This is a genomic window from Marinomonas posidonica IVIA-Po-181 (assembly GCF_000214215.1).
GTDB classification, from domain to species: Bacteria; Pseudomonadota; Gammaproteobacteria; order Pseudomonadales; family Marinomonadaceae; genus Marinomonas; species Marinomonas posidonica.
In genome coordinates this window covers 2,657,823-2,675,317 of the sequence record NC_015559.1, presented here as the reverse complement: position 1 = coordinate 2,675,317, position 17,495 = coordinate 2,657,823, and the positions used below count along the sequence as shown (strand labels likewise).

Annotated in this window: 19 protein-coding genes; 18 read left to right on the top strand and 1 reads right to left on the bottom strand. The window is 44.3% G+C overall.

Going from position 1 to position 17,495, the window contains the following annotated elements; genetic code table 11:
- The first annotated feature begins 55 nt into the window (after positions 1-55).
- A complete protein-coding gene (locus MAR181_RS12395; protein WP_013796941.1) occupies positions 56-1,228 on the top strand; it encodes an enoyl-CoA hydratase/isomerase family protein in 1,173 nt (390 codons plus the stop codon).
- A 169-nt stretch (positions 1,229-1,397) separates the two neighbouring features.
- On the opposite strand, the gene ppsA is transcribed toward MAR181_RS12395, so the two are convergent.
- Positions 1,398-3,794 carry a phosphoenolpyruvate synthase gene (ppsA, locus tag MAR181_RS12390; protein WP_013796940.1) on the bottom strand — a complete coding sequence of 799 codons (2,397 nt, stop codon included), beginning with the start codon at positions 3,792-3,794 and terminating at the stop codon, positions 1,398-1,400.
- Between the two features lie 210 nt (positions 3,795-4,004).
- On the opposite strand from ppsA, the gene ppsR reads away from it, so the two are divergent.
- From ppsR to MAR181_RS12305, 17 genes are all read left to right on the top strand, one after another.
- Complete coding sequence (gene ppsR, locus MAR181_RS12385) at positions 4,005-4,844, top strand: posphoenolpyruvate synthetase regulatory kinase/phosphorylase PpsR (RefSeq protein WP_281001628.1); 840 nt, start codon at positions 4,005-4,007, stop codon at positions 4,842-4,844.
- Between the two features lie 373 nt (positions 4,845-5,217).
- Entirely contained in the window at positions 5,218-7,794 is a 2,577-nt protein-coding gene (rnr, locus tag MAR181_RS12380) for a ribonuclease R (protein WP_013796938.1), read from the top strand.
- A 44-nt stretch (positions 7,795-7,838) separates the two neighbouring features.
- Positions 7,839-8,606 carry a 23S rRNA (guanosine(2251)-2'-O)-methyltransferase RlmB gene (gene rlmB / locus MAR181_RS12375; protein ID WP_013796937.1) on the top strand — a complete coding sequence of 256 codons (768 nt, stop codon included), beginning with the start codon at positions 7,839-7,841 and terminating at the stop codon, positions 8,604-8,606.
- 10 nt (positions 8,607-8,616) lie between these two features.
- Entirely contained in the window at positions 8,617-9,678 is a 1,062-nt protein-coding gene (gene cobT / locus MAR181_RS12370; protein ID WP_013796936.1) for a nicotinate-nucleotide--dimethylbenzimidazole phosphoribosyltransferase, read from the top strand.
- Between the two features lie 46 nt (positions 9,679-9,724).
- Complete coding sequence (locus MAR181_RS12365; RefSeq protein WP_013796935.1) at positions 9,725-10,510, top strand: adenosylcobinamide-GDP ribazoletransferase; 786 nt, start codon at positions 9,725-9,727, stop codon at positions 10,508-10,510.
- The gene (locus tag MAR181_RS12360) at positions 10,507-11,121 is read left to right on the top strand and encodes a histidine phosphatase family protein (protein WP_013796934.1); all 615 of its coding nucleotides are present in this window, start codon (positions 10,507-10,509) and stop codon (positions 11,119-11,121) included. Before MAR181_RS12365 ends, MAR181_RS12360 begins: the two co-directional genes overlap by 4 nt.
- A gap of 46 nt (positions 11,122-11,167) precedes the next feature.
- Positions 11,168-11,782 (top strand): trimeric intracellular cation channel family protein, encoded by a 615-nt coding sequence (locus tag MAR181_RS12355; RefSeq protein ID WP_013796933.1) that lies wholly within the window; start codon positions 11,168-11,170, stop codon positions 11,780-11,782.
- Between the two features lie 22 nt (positions 11,783-11,804).
- Positions 11,805-12,419 carry a cob(I)yrinic acid a,c-diamide adenosyltransferase gene (gene cobO / locus MAR181_RS12350; RefSeq protein WP_013796932.1) on the top strand — a complete coding sequence of 205 codons (615 nt, stop codon included), beginning with the start codon at positions 11,805-11,807 and terminating at the stop codon, positions 12,417-12,419.
- 213 nt (positions 12,420-12,632) lie between these two features.
- A complete protein-coding gene (locus MAR181_RS12345; RefSeq protein WP_013796931.1) occupies positions 12,633-13,076 on the top strand; it encodes a tetratricopeptide repeat protein in 444 nt (147 codons plus the stop codon).
- A gap of 31 nt (positions 13,077-13,107) precedes the next feature.
- A complete protein-coding gene (locus tag MAR181_RS12340; RefSeq protein WP_013796930.1) occupies positions 13,108-13,329 on the top strand; it encodes a hypothetical protein in 222 nt (73 codons plus the stop codon).
- Positions 13,319-13,822 carry a superoxide dismutase, Ni gene (gene sodN, locus MAR181_RS12335; RefSeq protein ID WP_013796929.1) on the top strand — a complete coding sequence of 168 codons (504 nt, stop codon included), beginning with the start codon at positions 13,319-13,321 and terminating at the stop codon, positions 13,820-13,822. The genes MAR181_RS12340 and sodN overlap by 11 nt, the downstream gene beginning before the upstream one ends.
- Before the next feature lie 84 nt (positions 13,823-13,906).
- Positions 13,907-14,206 carry a S24/S26 family peptidase gene (locus MAR181_RS12330; RefSeq protein ID WP_013796928.1) on the top strand — a complete coding sequence of 100 codons (300 nt, stop codon included), beginning with the start codon at positions 13,907-13,909 and terminating at the stop codon, positions 14,204-14,206.
- A gap of 129 nt (positions 14,207-14,335) precedes the next feature.
- Positions 14,336-14,956: a YitT family protein gene (locus tag MAR181_RS12325; RefSeq protein WP_013796927.1), complete on the top strand. Its 621-nt coding sequence runs from the start codon at positions 14,336-14,338 to the stop codon at positions 14,954-14,956.
- A gap of 145 nt (positions 14,957-15,101) precedes the next feature.
- On the top strand, positions 15,102-15,632 hold the full coding sequence (locus MAR181_RS12320) for a GNAT family N-acetyltransferase (protein WP_013796926.1): 531 nt from the start codon (positions 15,102-15,104) through the stop codon (positions 15,630-15,632).
- A gap of 18 nt (positions 15,633-15,650) precedes the next feature.
- Positions 15,651-16,340: a 16S rRNA pseudouridine(516) synthase gene (locus MAR181_RS12315; RefSeq protein ID WP_013796925.1), complete on the top strand. Its 690-nt coding sequence runs from the start codon at positions 15,651-15,653 to the stop codon at positions 16,338-16,340.
- Between the two features lie 24 nt (positions 16,341-16,364).
- Positions 16,365-16,736, top strand: coding sequence for a DUF2750 domain-containing protein (locus MAR181_RS12310; RefSeq protein ID WP_013796924.1), 372 nt, complete (start codon positions 16,365-16,367; stop codon positions 16,734-16,736).
- Positions 16,737-16,817: 81 nt separating this feature from the next.
- On the top strand, positions 16,818-17,438 hold the full coding sequence (locus MAR181_RS12305) for a TetR/AcrR family transcriptional regulator (RefSeq protein ID WP_013796923.1): 621 nt from the start codon (positions 16,818-16,820) through the stop codon (positions 17,436-17,438).
- Positions 17,439-17,495: the final 57 nt, after the last annotated feature.

Below are 17,495 nucleotides of genomic sequence, written 5' to 3'. Positions count from 1 at the left end.
TGATGAATTGTTAAGCTATTTCTTATCTTAATAATAAAAATGATGAGGTCATATCATGCGGGAAATTCAGCTCACAAATGAAAGCATAGAAGCACCTATTCGTGTTTTTGAAAAAGCACTAGCAGGTCATCATAAATTGGGCATTATTCGTCTTAATACGCCAGCTTCTTTGAATGCGTTGAGTTTGCAAATGATTGAATTGATGTCACAGCAGTTGCAAGTGTGGAAAGATGACGAAGCCATTGTGGCGGTGTGGTTAGAAGGCGAAGGGGAGCGGGCATTTTGTGCTGGTGGGAATGTGGTGGAGGTTTATGAATCTGTTGTCGCAGAGAGGCCAAATCCAGCCGTCGTAGAGGACTATTTTAAAAAAGAATATGCGTTAGATTTCTGCTTACATACTTACCCCAAACCAGTTATTTGTTGGGGACAAGGTATCGTGATGGGCGGTGGCATGGGCTTATTTATGGCCGCTGATATTCGTGTGGTGACAGAGACAAGTCGCTTGGCCATGCCTGAAATCGCCATTGGCTTATTTCCTGATGTTGGGGCCAGTTATTTTCTCAATCAAATAGACGTTTCTTGGTCGCGATTTATTGCATTAACGGCGTGTCACTTGAGTTGCTCGGATGCAATAGCATTAGGATTGGCCAATGTTCTAGTCTCGCAAGAGGTCAAACAGGAGGTATTAGAAAAACTGGAGATGGTTCATTGGGATGTACAGAACAAGGAGCAATCGTTAGTAAGTCTCAAACAGGTAATTTTATCGATATCCCAGCAACATGACGCTTTTAATCATAATGTGGACAATCATGTGAGCGAGCATTCAGCCGAAATAGCCCCTTTAATGACTGATTCCATTGAGGAAATAGATCAGAAAATTAGGCAGTGGCAACCTGAGACGGCTTGGTTGAAAAAAGCAAAGCAGAGTTTTCTTTCCGGCAGTGCGTTATCCGCTCATGTTATTCTTCGTCAGTTGGAAGCGCACCGACAATCAAGTCTGCAAGAGGTATTTGAGTCTGAGTTAAACCTAGTAACCGCTTTGTGCCATAAAGGAGACTTTGCTGAAGGTGTTAGGGCTTTATTGGTAGATAAAGACAAAGCACCAAAATGGCGATTTAGCAGCGTTAATACTGTGAGTCTAGAAGATGTGGAGCAATTTTCACCCTCATTAAACGAGGCACAACTGCAAGAGCGCCCGATTCTGACAACTCAAAATGACCTTGTTTGATGTTTGTCTTGAGTATAAAAAAAGCCCTGCATAGCAGGGCTTAAACGAGAGCGTGACAACAATAAGGCCACTAACCGCGATGAAACGGCATTCTGACTTAATAGGATGACCTATCAAGATGCAGTTGGTACCTGCCATGGTTCTGTTTATTCAGTGGCAGGTGAAAGTCTTACACAGCGTCTTTATTTAACGACGCATTTTCAATGACTTCATTTAAATGTAACCAAGTCTCGACCACGGTATCAGGGTTAAGAGAAACACTTTCGATGCCTTGAGCGACCAACCAATCAGCGAAATCTGCATGATCCGATGGTCCTTGGCCACAGATACCCACGTATTTTCCCTGTTCACGACAAGCGGAAATGGCCATTTTTAAGAGTTTTTTCACTGCTGGATTACGTTCATCGAACTTGTCTGCAATCAAGCCTGAATCTCGATCGAGCCCGAGAGTCAGTTGTGTTAAATCATTGGAACCAATAGAGAAGCCATCGAAGTACTGTAGGAATTCCTCAGCTAAAAGTGCGTTAGACGGTAGTTCACACATCATGATGACTTTGAGGCCGTTTTCACCGCGAGCCAAGCCTTGTTCCGCAAGCAACTCTGTGACTTGCTGAGCTTCTTCTAAAGTACGCACAAATGGAATCATAATCTGTACATTGGTCAGCCCCATGTCGTTACGAACTCGACGAATGGCTTCACACTCCATGGCAAAACAATCACGGAATGAGTCGTCAATGTAGCGAGCCGCACCGCGGAAACCTAACATTGGATTTTCTTCATCCGGTTCGAACAATGGTCCTCCAACTAGGTTGTGATACTCATTGGACTTAAAGTCAGAAAGACGAACAATGACAGGCTTCTGAGAAAAAGAGCACGCTAATGTAGCGACCCCTTCGACAAGCTTATCGACATAAAACTCGACAGGGCCTTGGTAACCAGCAATGCGATGATCGATTTCTTCTTTTAGAGGAGCGTCCATGTCCTCGTAATTCAGTAAGGCTTTTGGGTGAATGCCAATCATACGGTTGATGATGAATTCGAGACGAGCTAAGCCAATGCCGGCATTCGGTAGCATCGCGAAATCGAAAGCACGATTTGGGTTGCCGACGTTCATCATGACCTTAACGGGTAAGTCTGGCATGTTGCCCACTTCAGAAGTAATCACATCAAATTGCAATGCTCCCTGATAGACAAAGCCCATATCGCCTTGAGCACAAGATACTGTGACTTGCTGGTCATTTTTTAAGACTTCCGTCGCATCACCACAACCGACCACGGCTGGAATGCCTAATTCTCGTGCAATAATGGCCGCGTGACAGGTTCGACCACCACGATTCGTCACAATCGCGGAGGCGCGCTTCATGATGGGTTCCCAATCGGGATCTGTGATATCTGTAACAAGAACATCACCTGGCTGAATGCGATCCATCTCAGTAATGGATGACAAGACTTTCACCGCCCCTGTTCCAATTTTATGACCAATAGCACGGCCTGTAATCATCACTGGAGAGGTTTCTTTTAAACTGTAACGCTCCATGCTTTGAGCGCTGGTTTGACTGCGGACCGTTTCAGGCCGAGCTTGAACTATGTAGAGTTTTCCATCGATGCCATCTTTGGCCCATTCTATGTCCATCGGGCGCTGGTAATGTTTCTCGATAATGCAAGCTTGTCGTGCCAAATCTTCTATTTCTTCATTGCTCAAGGCGAAGCGATTTTGGTCGTCGAGGGCAACGGGGACAACCTTAACAAACTCTTCGCTGCCGGCTTCTGCGTATTCCATTTTCTGTGCTTTGCTGCCAAGGCTTTTACGCACTACTGCAGGGCGATTGGATTCGAGGGTAGGTTTGTGAACATAGTATTCATCAGGATTGACGGTACCTTGTACCACCATTTCCCCTAAACCGTATGCGGCGGTAATGAAGACCACTTCGTCGAAACCGGATTCGGTATCCAAGGTAAATAAGACGCCAGATGCGCCAATGTCACTGCGAACCATTTTTTGAATGCCAGCAGATAAAGCAACGCCTTGATGTTCAAAACCTTGGTGTACACGGTATGAGATGGCTCGGTCATTGAATAAAGACGCAAAGACACGTTTGATGGACGCTTTAATGTCCGCTAAACCTATTACGTTAAGGTAGGTTTCTTGTTGGCCAGCAAAGGACGCATCAGGCAAATCTTCCGCGGTGGCAGAAGAACGAACCGCAAAGGATGTGCCATCAGCATTGTCTTCACACAGAACCGCAAAAGCTTGTTCAATTTCTTGGTTGAACTCGTTTGAAAAAGACGCGTCCTCAATCCATTGACGAATTTTAACGCCCGTTTCGGCGAGGGCATGAACATCATCAACATCCAGACTGTCTAGTGTCTGGTGGATTTTGTCTTCTAAACCGGTTTCAACCAAAAAGCTCTGATAGGCATAAGCAGTGGTTGCGAAACCATTTGGTACTTGGATACCAAGGTCTGTCAGGTTAGAAATCATTTCTCCCAAGGAGGCATTTTTTCCGCCTACTTGACCGACATCTTCTAAACGAAGATCTTTAAACCACTTAATAAATTTGCTCACAAGAGACTCCGATGGTTGAGTGTTTTTATTATTGAATCAATAAAAAATCGTTTGATGGGGATGTATGATTTTCCCGCCAAGCGAGAGTGTCTGCTGACAATGCCATTTCAGGGCTTGTCAAAGCCTTAACTCTGGGTCCATTGTATGTAGCTGGTATGCGTTGAATAAAATCGATTATTCGATGTAGTTTTATTTCAATCGAAAAAACGGATGTCGTTAGATAACAACAAAATGAGTAAAAATGACATGAAAGTGTATTTTGTTTCCGATGGAACGGCGATCACCGCCGAAGTGTTTGGTTCTGCTATGTTGTCTTTTTTTGAAGTCGACATCATAACCAAAAGTGTGCCTTTTTTGAGTACCAAAGACCAAGCCAATGGTCTAAAACAGCAAATTGATTTAGAGGTTGAGCAAGGTGCGTCAGTATTGGTTTTTTATACCATTTCAGACCAGTCTATCAGTGACATAGTGCAGTCCTGCCAGTGCCATTGTTACAATGTGTTTGGTGACATGTTGTCGCCCATTGAGCAGGCATTAGGGGTCAAAGCTCAGCCTTCGGCACAAAAAGCCCATGGGATGAAAGCCGGGGTTTATGATGGTCGGATAGACGCCATTAACTATGCCTTGGCGAATGATGATGGGGCATCCATCAAAAATTTCGATCAAGCCGATATTATTCTACTTGGGGTGTCTCGATCCGGCAAAACGCCAACGAGTTTATATCTGGCTATGCAGTACGGTATTCGTGCGGCTAACTATCCAATAACGGAAGACGATTTCTCCTCTGCAGGCTTGCCTAAGGTATTAAAACTACATAAGAAAAAGCTGTTTGGTTTGACCATTGATCCGCAAAGATTGCATGAAATTCGTACTGGTCGCATGGCGCAAAGTAAATACGCATCTTTCAGACAATGCCGTTATGAAATTGAGGAAGTGGAGTCTTTGTATCGTCAAGAGCGAATTCCATCCTTAAACTCTACGACCCTATCGGTGGAAGAAATTTCCACCAAAGTGATGGCTGAGATGAATTTAGAGCGTCACCGTCAATGAAATTTGAGACAGAATAGATCGGATTATTCGATCTATTCATAGTTTGTGTCGAATATTTAGACAAAAAAATGTCATATTTTTTATTTATGACGATATTGGCACAACAAATGCTCCGTTATTGTTGGGCAAAATAAGGCTTTCTTTCCTGTTTTGTTGTCGAATTACAAAATAACCTTTCTACAGTGTGCAGATAATAGAGAGAACAAGGCTTTTATAGAGAGTATTCCCCGAGAATACTCTATAATGACGATAACTTATGTGGGCTTATTAAAGGGCATATGGCCAAAGCCAAAACCACATTCTCAATCGTAAGATGTTCATATTGGTGATTTATAACAGGATGTCTTACTAAAAAACCAAGGATATACATACATTGAGTAAAAAAATTAACGATCCACACTCGCAGCGCGAAGCATCAAAATACGATAATCCGGTGCCTAGTCGTGAATACATCTTAGAATATCTTGCTACACAAAATACCGCTTTAAGTCATCCTCAGTTGTGTGATTTATTTTCTCTTAAGGGAGAAGATGAGATCGAAGCATTGCGACGCCGTTTGATTGCCATGTGTCGTGATAGCCAGTTGACCAGTAATGCCAATAACGAATATACACCACTGTTAGAAAGTGACTTCATCGAAGGGTATGTACAAGGCAATAAAGAAGGGCATGGCTTCTTACTACGTGCCAGTGATGACGACATCTTTTTATCCGCTCGTCAGATGATGAACGTAATGGATGGTGACAAAGCAAAAGTCCGCTTGTCTGGTCGCAGTGTAAAAGGCCGCTTAGATGGCGTTTTAGTTGAAGTGTTAGAACGAAAACATTCTCAGTTAGTTGGGCGTTATTATGAAGAGAGCCAAACGGCTTTCGTTACACCTGAAAATCCTAGAATCTCGCAAGATATTCTGATTAGTAAAGATTCTGGGTTGTCGCCTAAACATGGTCAATATGTGCTGGTCGAGATTGTTTCCTACGCCGATCGTGGGCAATCTGCAAAAGGCTTAGTGAAGAAAGTGCTAGGTGACTTCATGGCGCCAGGTGTTGAAATTGAAGTGGCCATGCATCGTTATGAAATTCCTAATGAATGGCCGACGGCTGTCGAGCAACAAGTCAAACATTTTACTCCTGAGGTAGCGGAAGAAGACAAAGCCCATCGAGTGGATTTACGCGATACCCCCTTTGTGACCATTGATGGTGAAGACGCTCGTGACTTTGATGATGCCGTGTATTGTGAAAAAACACCGGGTGGTTGGAAGCTTTTTGTCGCCATTGCAGATGTGTCTCATTATGTTAAAAAAGACACCGCATTAGACGAAGAGGCCATTGTGCGTGGCAATTCAGTGTACTTCCCAGGTCGAGTGATTCCAATGTTACCGGAAGTACTTTCCAATGGTTTGTGTTCATTGAACCCGGATGTTGACCGTCTTGCTATGGTGGCTGAGATTTCTCTGACGACAAAAGGCAAGATGCGTGGCTTTAAATTCTATGAAGGTTTGATTCGTTCCCATGCCCGCTTGACGTACACCAAAGTCGCTAAAATGATCGCTGATGAGGTGGAAGACGAAGGGGCGGCACTGCGTGATCGATATCAAAGCATTGTGTCTCATATTGATGATTTGAACGGTTTGTATCAGGTGCTTAAATCGGCCCGTGAAGAACGTGGTGCGATGGAGTTTGATACCGTTGAAACCCGTATGGTGTTTGATGAGCATTCGAAGATCGAACACATAGTGCCGGTAGAACGAAACGACGCCCATAAGCTGATTGAAGAGTGCATGTTGTGTGCGAACGTGGCGGCGGCGGAATTATTGATTAAAGCGGATTTACCGGCTTTGTTTCGAGTTCATGAAGGACCAAAAGAAGATCGATTACTGACCTTGCGTAGCTATCTTGGATTGCTTGGTTTAGAGCTCACTGGTGGTCTTAAACCGACGCCAGCGGATTACGCTATGGTGGCCGAGCAGATCAAAGACAGAGCGGACGCTCGAAGCATTCAAACCATGATGCTGCGTTCTATGTCACAAGCGGTTTATCAAGCCGATAACATGGGCCATTTTGGTTTGAATTATGAAGCTTATACGCATTTTACTTCGCCGATTCGACGTTACCCTGATTTGCTGGTTCATCGGGCGATTCGTTATTTGATTCGTGGTGAAGGCCGACCGAATGTTACTCAAGCACATCGAGTGGCCGGCAGTCCTTTATTAAAAGAGAAGAAAATCTACGGTTATGACCATGCCGATATGGATGGCTTGGGTGATTCTTGTTCACTGACAGAGCGACGTGCAGATGAAGCCACACGCGACGTTGAGGCTTGGCTAAAATGCCAATATGTTGAGCAACATCTAGGTGATGCCTTTGATGGTGTGGTCACTGCGGTGACGTCTTTTGGCTTGTTTGTCGAGCTACAGGGATTATTTGTCGATGGCTTGGTTCATATTTCTGGTTTAGGTCAGGATTACTTTGTTCATGATATTGAGCATCAAGCCATTATTGGTGAACGCACTGGTCGGGTGTTCCGTCTTGGTGATCGTCTGAAAGTTCGGGTTGCTAGCGTCAATTTAGAACAGCGCAAGATTGATCTGACCTTAGACGAGTCGGCTTCACGTCCTCGTAAGAAGGTGGAGCGTGATGACCTGACCGAATTGGAAATGCAATTGGCGCAACTGCCTCCGATTGAATTAGGTGGTCGTCCTAAGCCAAAGGCAAAAAACAGTTCGGAAGAGAGTGCGGGCAGCAAAAAAGAAGCCGCGAAAGACAAAGCGTCTGATAAACCGAAGAATAAGAAGCGTCGTGCCCCTTCCAAGGGCAAACGCATTAGGCAAAAGAAAACAGCTCAAGCGGCAGCTAAGACGAAAACGTCGTCGAGCAGCGCGAAGAAGCACAAAAAAGTGAAAAAGGTTAGCAAAGCGAAAAAAAGCAATGCGAAACCAAGATCTCGTGACTAACAAATAGTCGATTAAATGCCGATATAGAGAGAATGAAATAACACATGTCCGATTTAGAATGGATATACGGTATTCATGCCGTAGAGAATGCATTGTCACAGCAAGCCGAACGTATTAAAGAAGTGCGTTTTCAAGAAGGTCGTGATGACAAGAAAACACAGCGATTAATGACGTTATGTAAAACCAATAAGGTTCGTTACAGCTTAGTGCCACGTCGCGATTTGGACCAACTTTTTACCAAAACCAAAGAGCGAGTCGTGCATCAGGGTGTTGTAGCCTATACCACCATGACAAAAGCGGGCAATGAAGCTGATTTACACGCTTATATTGAGGGATTGGATGAAACGCCTTTGGTCATCATTCTGGACGGCGTGACCGACCCTCACAACCTTGGTGCTTGTCTACGAAGTGCCGATGCCGCTGGGGCTCATGCTGTCATTATGCCAAAAGATAATTCCGCACCCTTGAATGCAACTGTCAGTAAAGTGGCCTGTGGTGCGGCTGAAAGCATGCCAGTGTATGCGGTGACAAATCTGGCTCGCACAATGAAAAAACTGCAAGATCAAGGTATTTGGATTTTCGGTACGGCAGGCGAAGCGACTGGTACCATTTATGAGCAAGATTTAACCATTCCGACGGCCATTGTGATGGGCGCAGAAGGGGAAGGCATGCGACGTTTGACTCGTGAGCAGTGTGATTATCTCGTTAAGCTACCTATGGCTGGTGTGGTATCCAGTTTGAACGTATCGGTCGCAACGGGTGTTTGCTTGTATGAAGTTGTTCGACAGCGTGCTGTAAAAGCTCAGAGTTAAGGAGTTAGCCTTGTTTCAGTCGTTCCAAATTCAAGCACCACAGTCGGCTCTTGATGTGAATTTGCAGCACAAGATAGACACCAAAACCAAGCCACCAGGTTCGTTAGGATCTCTTGAACACATTGCCTTTCAACTGGGCCGAATTCAAGGGAAGACAACGCCGGACGTCAGCAGCGCCAAGATGATCGTGTTTGCGGCAGACCATGGTGTGGTCGATCAAGGTATTAGCTTATTTCCACAGGAAGTGACGCCTCAAATGGTGATGAACTTTTTGATGGGAGGTGCGGCTGTGAGCGTATTCTGTCAACAGCATAATGTGCCATTACGAGTTGTCGATGTCGGTGTAAAAGTGGATTTGGACGATCATCCCTTGTTAGCCAAACGCAAAGTGGCCTATGCCTCTCAAGACTTTAGTCGAACCGCTGCAATGACCCCTGAGCAAGTTGCTAAGGCGTTGCAAGCGGGTGTAGAAGAGGTGGATCAGGCCATAGCAGAAGGGTGTCAGTTGTTGATGTTTGGTGAAATGGGCATAGGTAATACCTGTGTCTCATCTTGCATGATGTCGGCTTTATTAGGTGATGACGCCACACTGACGACGGGGCGAGGGACAGGCTTGGATGAGCATGGTGTGTCTCACAAAGCCAATATCATTCAGCAGGCTTTGTTGCGAGCGGAACAGGATACGGGCCAGCTCATGGTGGACTGGAGTCCGCAAACCCTTGCTGAGCAAGTGGGTGGTTTTGAAATATTGGCGATGGCTGGGGCTATGCTACAGGCGGCGAAGTGTCAAACGGCCTTTGTGGTAGACGGTTTTATTTGTTCAGTGGCCTTATTGTTCGCTCATAAAGTGGCACCCTTGGTGAAGGAGTATGCCATTTTTGCCCACCAATCAAATGAACAGGCACATCAACGCTTGCTTGATTACCTGAATGTCGAGCCGATTTTGTCCTTAGATTTACGTTTAGGGGAAGGCTCTGGTGCAATTCTGTCTTACCCTTTAATTCAAAGTGCCTGTGTTTTTATGGCACAAATGGCCAGTTTTGAAAGTGCTGGTGTAAGTGATCAAACATAATGTCTATTGATGGCTTGACGAGTTGCTTGAAGGATATGGGAATAGCATGAAAAACTTACTGACTGGCGCTTATTGGCAAGGTTTTAAACGCAGTTTGGCGACATATACCCGCATTCCACTTAGAGTCGATTGGCGTGATGATGTTGAACATCTGCCGGCTGTGAGCTTTTTACCATGGGTTGGGATAGTGGTCGCGATTGTGAGTACTTGGCCATTATGGTTTGACTGGTCAACCTCGTTGCAGGCGCTTTTCATGCTACTGACGGCTGTGCTTTTAACTGGCGGCTTTCATGAAGATGGTTTGATGGATACGAGCGATGGTTTGGTTGGTGGTTGGAATAAAGAACAACGCCTGACCATTATGAAAGACTCTCGCTTAGGCAGTTATGCGGCTTTATCCATTTGGTTTTCCTTAACCTTGAAATGGTTGTTGTTGAGCGAGCTATTAAATACCGGTTCTAATTCCTTTTTAGGCTTAATCTATTTGATTACCTCTTGGTGCGCTGTTCATGTACTGGCGCGCGTTTTTCCTCTTGTTTTGATGCATTGTCTGGATTACGTCACGTTAGGGGACAGTAAAGCGCAGAGTATGATTGCCCGATTTGGCATGAAAGAATGGATTGTGGCTTTGGTGCCCTGTGCAATTTTGGCCATTTTATCTTTGAGTCTATTGGAAATTGCCCTCGTGGCTGTTTTGGCCGCGTTGTTTTTATTGGCGATACGTCAGTATTTGCAGCATAAGATTCAAGGCTTTAATGGTGATGCATTGGGTGCCAGCGAACAGTTTGGTGAAATTTTTGTGATTGCGGCTTTGTTGGTATTTGCATCGTGAAATTATACCTTGTTCGACACCCCAAACCGGATGTGAAAGCTGGTTTATGTTATGGCGATATGGATGTGCCGTTGCTGGAAGGTTGGCAAACTCATGCTCAGGCGTTAAAAGCCTCACTGAATTTAGTTTATGACAATAAAAAAACTCGTTGTTATCACAGTCCTTTAAGTCGAGCTGCTTTATTGGCGAACCACATTAGTGATGGTCTGTCTCAACCTATTGATGCTTTAAGAGAGATGGATTTTGGTCATTGGGAAGGATTATGTTGGTCTGAAATACCGCGACAAGAGATGGATATTTGGGCCAGCGACATCGTCAATGAAAACCCATTTCAAGGTGAAACCTTGCAGGTTGTGGCGGATCGAGTGTGGCAATGGTGGCTAAGCGTGAAAGACGAGCCGATGGATACTTGTGTGCTGGTGGCGCATTCAGGGGTAATTAAGGTGCTTGTCAGTCTATTGTGTGAATGGCCTTTGTCAAAATGCTTTCGTATCGATGTTGATTTTACCAGTGTGAGTGAGTTCTCCATACAAGGCGAATGGGTGTCATTAAAACGTTTAGGCGCAGGGGATTGGTTTCTTAATACGCCAGAACAATCAAACGAATCATAATAAAACGACTTGGCAATCGCTGAGTTCGACAGAGACAAAATATAGAATGTTGTTATATCTATTAGGTATGTTTGGGATTGCGGCTTTTGCTGTGACAGGAGTGATCTCATCCGGCAAAAAAGACATGGATTTGTTCAGTGTGGTGTTTCTTGGCATGGTGACATCACTTGGGGGCGGTACGATTAGAGACACGGTTTTAGGCGTTGAAGATGTCTATTGGGTCAGTGACACGTCTTATCTTTGGGTGGCCTTCTTATCTTCTTTGGCGGCTTTTTTTGCCGTTCGGTTAATGGAAGATCGACAGAGTGTTTTTCATTATGCAGATTCTTTTGGCTTGGCCCTGTTTACCGTGGTGGCAACGGAAAAAGTATTGAACCTTGGTTTTCCCTCCACTATTGCCATTACCATGGGGGTGATTACTGGCATTGCAGGGGGCATCATTCGAGATGTACTGAGTCATCGCCCGCCATTAGTATTGGGTCGAGAGTTTTATGCAACGCCTGCTTTTTTGGGGGCCTTGTTATTGGTGCTACTAGAAAAAAACATACCTTCACATGAATTTAACTCGATTTACGCAGTGGCGTTAGTCTTTATACTGAGGGTCTTTGCAATCCATAAAGGCTTATATTATCCAAGTTGGCTACTTTATAAAAAGCGTTAAGAGATAAAAGAGGACAAGGCTAATGGCAAATACAGTTATGCAAAGTGAAGCTGAAAAACAACAAGCGCGTTTGTTAAAAAAGAAAGCGGTTGTGGATCAGCGTATTGCTGCTGCGACAGAGGAACGTGGCGTGACGATTTTGCTAACGGGCAATGGCAAAGGCAAAAGTTCCAGTGCCTTTGGTACTATGGCCCGGGCATTAGGTCATGGTCAAAAATGCGCCGTGATCCAGTTCATCAAAGGCCGCAAAGCCACAGGTGAACAACTCTTTTTTGGAGAACATCCGCATGTTGATTTTCATGTAATGGGGCATGGTTTTACATGGGAGACTCGTGATCCTGAGCTAGAGCAAAAGGCTGCAGACCAAGCTTGGTCTTTGGCTAAGAGCATGTTAGCAAATGATAGTGTGGATTTTGTTTTGTTGGACGAAATCACTTATATGTACAAGTATGGCTATTTAAACGAACAAGATTTAATTGATGCTTTAGCCTCTCGTCCAGCACACCAGAATGTCATGATGACGGGGCGAACGGCGCCACGAATTCTACTCGATACTGTTGATACTCACAGCAAGATTGCCAATGAACGACATGCTTTTGCTGGTGGCGTAAAAGCCCAATCGGGTATTGAGTGGTAGCGCTTTCTAAGCCAATAAACCATTTCTGAATGCCATCAAGAAGGTCAGCGATAAGCTGGCTTTTTTTTGTGCCTATCTTTTCTTTTTTTCTCTGCTAAATTTAGTATTAATAATGAGATTTATTCTCAAAATAGCTGGATTTATTTTGCTTTCTTTACGATAATGATTCTCATTAGATCTAAATGATTGACCTACTTGGTCGCGGAGGAAACGATGCAAAACTGGGAACGTTTGACAAGACAAGCCAATAAAGCTTACTCAAACCATGATTACTCAGACTCAATTGAACTCAATCAACAAGCACTTCAGCAGGTTGAGCAGTCCTTTGACGATGATTTTCATCAAGATGCTGAGTCTGTTGTTGCGGCGGCGGCTGTGAGTTTTCTCAATATCGCTGAGTCTTATACAGCATTAGGCGACTTTCTTTCCGCAAACACGCAATACGAGAGTGCTGTGAACTTTTTACAGGCCGTCATTGTGCGTCCTGATATGGATGAGGACCAACGGGGATTGATTATGAGAACAGCGACTCACATTCGCTTTGAATGGGAGCTGTTCTCACAAAGTCATAGCAAACATGTTATGGCTCAAAGTAAGGCGCTGATGCGTTCTATTACAAATGTTGTTACCAGTCAGGCCACCATGGTGCGCCATTAAATTCGCTTTAAATAGATATAAGGATAAATATATGAAATCTGCTGTTACATCGATCGTTGCTGCTCTCTGTTTGGCTCTGATGAGTTCAATGCTGCTAGCACACCCAGGTCACGACCATGCTCATTGGTCTAGTGAGTTGATTCATATGTTAACTTGGCTAGCCATTGCTAGTGTGATTGTAGGCGGCTTAATTTATAAGCAAGTACTAGGTCGTAAGGATTCTAAGCAGGAGGATAAAAACCATGATGCATAATATGGTTAAAGTGTTAGACAAGGTGATCGGCTTTAAAACGGCCCAAGCTCACTGTGATATTCCATGTAAAATTTACGATCCTTCAACCGCATTATTGGCGGCTTTAAGCTGTGTTCGCTTGATGGATCTAATTAAAGAGATCGAAGACAAAGACACATTAACGGTTGCCGATTATGCTCAAATCGCGCGCTTAGTGGGTGAAAAAGAGTCGGCGAGCACAGAAGTAAAAGAAGCCGTGCGTATCATCTGGGGAGACTACTTTAAAGCGCCTCAATTCGAACAAGTGCCTAATGCCCATGATTTGACCCACAGTATTATGCTGCAAGCATCAAAATGTAAGCAAGGAATCAAACGTGAAGAGGGTGAAAAACTGGTGTCATTGGTAAATGAATTCGCCGCAGCCTTTTGGTTAACCAAAGGGGTGGCAACCTATACAGCACCTTGTCCTTATCCGCCTATGCTGGACACTGTCTACCCTGATCTTAAGGGATAGGCTGGTTTATCAACATCAGGAAAGGCTAATGTCTTTTCCTGATGTTTTGTTCGAACCGTATTATCTATTGATGAAGGAGGGATTATGTTGCGCTTCATCAAAGTTCAAGGGGAAAGCATGGCCCCAAATCTTCATGATGGCGACTTTGTGTTTATTAGCCGTTGGTATCGTAAGCTCAAAATTGGCCAGTTGGTTGTGGTTGATCATGCGTTATATGGCTTTATAGTCAAAAAAATATTGCATATCGCACCGGATGGACAGCTATGGCTTGGTGGCGAGAATAATAAAAGTCTTCAGTCAGAGCGCATTGGCTGGGTCTCACCAAGACGCGTTATTGGTAAGGTGATTGGTCGTATCTGTGCTTCTCAAAGCAAATGTCAGTAAAGTGTCTATAAAACTGGACACTTTCCTCTTAATGCTAAAATTTGTGTGCGTCTTTGACCTTGGTCTGGTTCCGCTTTTTCTCTAGAATCCTGCTCATTACGAACCAAGTTAAATACTCAAGGGAAAAGCATGTCCACAGCAGAGTTACCAAAAGTTCAAAAGCATACCCGCTCAGAAGATATTCAGGCGATGCTGATCGGCACATTAATCATCGCGTTAGGAGTGAATTTGTTTACTCAAGCTGGGTTATTAACTGGTGGCTCCGCTGGTTTAGCGTTTTTGATCCAGTATTCAACGGCGCTAACCTTTGGTCAGGCGTTTTTCTTAATTAACCTTCCGTTTTACATATTAGCAATTTGGCACTTTGGTTGGAATTTCACATTGAAAACCTTTTTTGCGGTTTTCTGTGTATCAGCTTTTTCGGATATAACGCCCATGCTGGTAACGTTCGAAGCACTCGATCCTATTTATGCCAGCATGACTGGTGGCTTTCTAATGGGAGTGGGCTTTCTAATGCTGTTTCGTCACAATGCTAGCCTTGGTGGTGTGAACATTCTAGCTCGTTACTTGGCAGAGAAGTATGGGATTTCCATGGGTAAATTCCAAATGGCGATTGATTGCACCATAGTAATGACGTCTATTTTGGTGGTGGATTATCGCTTGATCTTAATTTCTTTCGTTGGGGCGATTGCCTTAAATATGATTATTGCTGTGAATCATAAACCGGGACGATATATGGGCAACGTATAAAATAGTTTAGCCTTTCTAAAAGCGGCATTTGCCGCTTTTTTTTGTTCTTTATCTGTTCAAATCATGGTTTTTGATACTTAGGATTTCCTAAAATATGGCCTCTCGGGTATGATTACGCCAAATGTAAAACAGAGGAAATAAGCGTTTGGAGTTATTAAAGGTAGATAACCTTAATCCTTATCTAGATGACCTTGTTGAGCTACTTATTGATGCTGTTGATTCAGGTGCCCCGATTGGTTTTTTACCGCCAATGAGTGAACCAGAAGCAAAAGCCTATTGGTTGTCTGTAAATGACGAATTGCAGGAAAATGCTCGCCAAGTCTTATTAGTTCGGGAAGACGACAAAGTTGTTGGTAGTGTGCAAATCGGTATGTCACCTAAAGCGAATGCTTTGCATCGATGTGACGTCGAAAAACTCATGGTGCACACCCAAGCGCGTGAAAATGGCTTAGGCAGTACCTTGATGCAAGGTGTCGAGCGAGTCGCGGCGGCGATGCAGAGACAATTATTAATCCTAGAAGTACGAAGTGATGACATTGCTCACGATATGTATGTCAACATGGGATACATTCCATTTGGAGACGTGCCTGGTTACACTCGTAGCGCGAACGGCATGCTGCACAACTCTACTTTCTTTTATAAAGAAATTGAAACCACTCATGAAGTATTTTCTTAATCAGCGTAGGCCCATCCATTGAGACTTGATTTTTATTTATCCCATGTAACCGAACTTGCTCGTAAAGCGGCTAAAATAGCGGCGGCGAAAGGTCGAGTAACCGTTAATGGAGAGGTGGTCAAAAAAGCCAACTATATGGTGCAACAGTCAGATCAAATTTGTCTGGATGCTGAGTTACTTGCATGGCCATCAGAAGGTTATTATTTGGTGAACAAACCGGCGGGTTACGTTTGTGCCAATCAGGATCCTGAACATCCTATTGTATTGGATTTGTTGCCTGCGCACCTGGGTCAACAATTGAACATTGTTGGTCGACTGGATAAAGACACAACGGGGTTGCTGTTGCTGACGACGGATGGTCAATGGTTGCATCGCATTACTTCCCCTCGACATGTTTGTGATAAGCGTTATCGGGTCCACTTAGCGGATCCTATTTTGGATGAAGCAATACAGCAACTCGAAGTAGGGGTGTTGTTAAACGGTGAAGATCAATTGACTAAGCCTGCTAAGGTAGAGCGCCTCGCAAGCAATGAGATTTACTTAACCATCCAAGAAGGTAAGTATCATCAAGTAAAGCGTATGCTGGCGGCGGTAGGCAATCGAGTGGAAGCACTTCATCGTGATCAGATTGGTCCTTTACAGCTAGGTGAAGGAATTTCGGCGGGAGAATATCGAGCGCTAACGAGTGATGAAGTAGCCTACTTTTAAAGACTAAGATAAAGAGAAAACACTATGACAGAATTATCGATGGATCAAAGAGTACAATTGCTGGTGTCGCCAGACAGTGAACGTCTAGCGTATTTTATTGAACAAGCTAAGACCACTCAGCAAGTCTGGAGTTTAAGTAACGAAGAGGGTTTCGTTATGGTTGAAACAGATGACGGCGATTGTGTCATGGTTTGGCCAGATGCAGAGTTTGCGAGCCAATGGGCGATTGACGATTGGGATGATTGTGAACCCGTGGCGGTCTCTCTTGAAACCTTTCAAACAGAATGGTTGCCGAGTCTGGCAATGGACAAGATCACAGTGGCGGTTTTTCCTAACATTGAAGACGAAGGGAAATTGTCGACAGCGGAAGAACTAACCGCTCTTTTTGCTGAATAATGCGTTCAACAATAAGCCATCCGTGATCAAAGCGGATGGGCGTATGTGCTATGGAATATCAAAATTAAGGAACTGACCCTTATGAGTAAGCGCCAAAATCATCGTGAAGAAGTCTTTGTTAAAATACTGGATGCCGCCGAGGTTGAGTTCGGATTAAAGGGTTATAACGGTGCTAGTTTGCAGCATATTGCGGAACGTGCAGGTCTACCAAAACCAAATATTATTTACTATTTTCAGTCGAAAGCGAACTTGTATAAACAGGTATTAGATCAGACGTTGATGGGCTGGAATGACCTGTTTGACCGAGCAACGGTGGAAGATGATCCGGCAGAAGTGTTGGAGAGCTTTATTCGAGTGAAGCTAAAAAATAGCTTTGAAAAGCCTGTTGCATCACGATTATTTGCCATGGAAGTGGTCAGTGGGGCGAATCACATAGGCGATTACTTAAAAGAAGATCTACGTCCATGGTTTGCGTCACGAACAGAACTTCTAGAGGCTTGGATGGACGCTGGAAAAATGCGCCAAACTGACGCTGCTAGTCTGATCTTTATGATTTGGGCAACCACTCAACACTATGCTGATTTTGAAGCACAAGTGCTCGCGTTAAGTGGCAAAGAAGGCTATACCGAGGACGACTTAATACGCATTGGTGATGCGATTAGTAGCATAATTTTAGCGGGTTGTGGTCTCACTAAAGCTTAAGAAAGGTACGAACAAGTTCACTGGCTACGGCAACGTGCTCCTGCGTTGCTCTAATCC

Coding starts and splice junctions, on each gene's coding strand:
- MAR181_RS12330 (WP_013796928.1), top strand. CDS start 13,907: ATGTTGCGCTTCATCAAAGTTCAAGGGGAAAGCATGGCCCCAAATCTT.
- MAR181_RS12305 (WP_013796923.1), top strand. CDS start 16,818: ATGAGTAAGCGCCAAAATCATCGTGAAGAAGTCTTTGTTAAAATACTG.
- MAR181_RS12365 (WP_013796935.1), top strand. CDS start 9,725: ATGAAAAACTTACTGACTGGCGCTTATTGGCAAGGTTTTAAACGCAGT.
- cobO (WP_013796932.1), top strand. CDS start 11,805: ATGGCAAATACAGTTATGCAAAGTGAAGCTGAAAAACAACAAGCGCGT.
- MAR181_RS12355 (WP_013796933.1), top strand. CDS start 11,168: ATGTTGTTATATCTATTAGGTATGTTTGGGATTGCGGCTTTTGCTGTG.
- ppsR (WP_281001628.1), top strand. CDS start 4,005: ATGTCGTTAGATAACAACAAAATGAGTAAAAATGACATGAAAGTGTAT.
- MAR181_RS12325 (WP_013796927.1), top strand. CDS start 14,336: ATGTCCACAGCAGAGTTACCAAAAGTTCAAAAGCATACCCGCTCAGAA.
- sodN (WP_013796929.1), top strand. CDS start 13,319: ATGATGCATAATATGGTTAAAGTGTTAGACAAGGTGATCGGCTTTAAA.
- rlmB (WP_013796937.1), top strand. CDS start 7,839: ATGTCCGATTTAGAATGGATATACGGTATTCATGCCGTAGAGAATGCA.
- MAR181_RS12345 (WP_013796931.1), top strand. CDS start 12,633: ATGCAAAACTGGGAACGTTTGACAAGACAAGCCAATAAAGCTTACTCA.
- MAR181_RS12340 (WP_013796930.1), top strand. CDS start 13,108: ATGAAATCTGCTGTTACATCGATCGTTGCTGCTCTCTGTTTGGCTCTG.
- MAR181_RS12310 (WP_013796924.1), top strand. CDS start 16,365: ATGACAGAATTATCGATGGATCAAAGAGTACAATTGCTGGTGTCGCCA.
- MAR181_RS12395 (WP_013796941.1), top strand. CDS start 56: ATGCGGGAAATTCAGCTCACAAATGAAAGCATAGAAGCACCTATTCGT.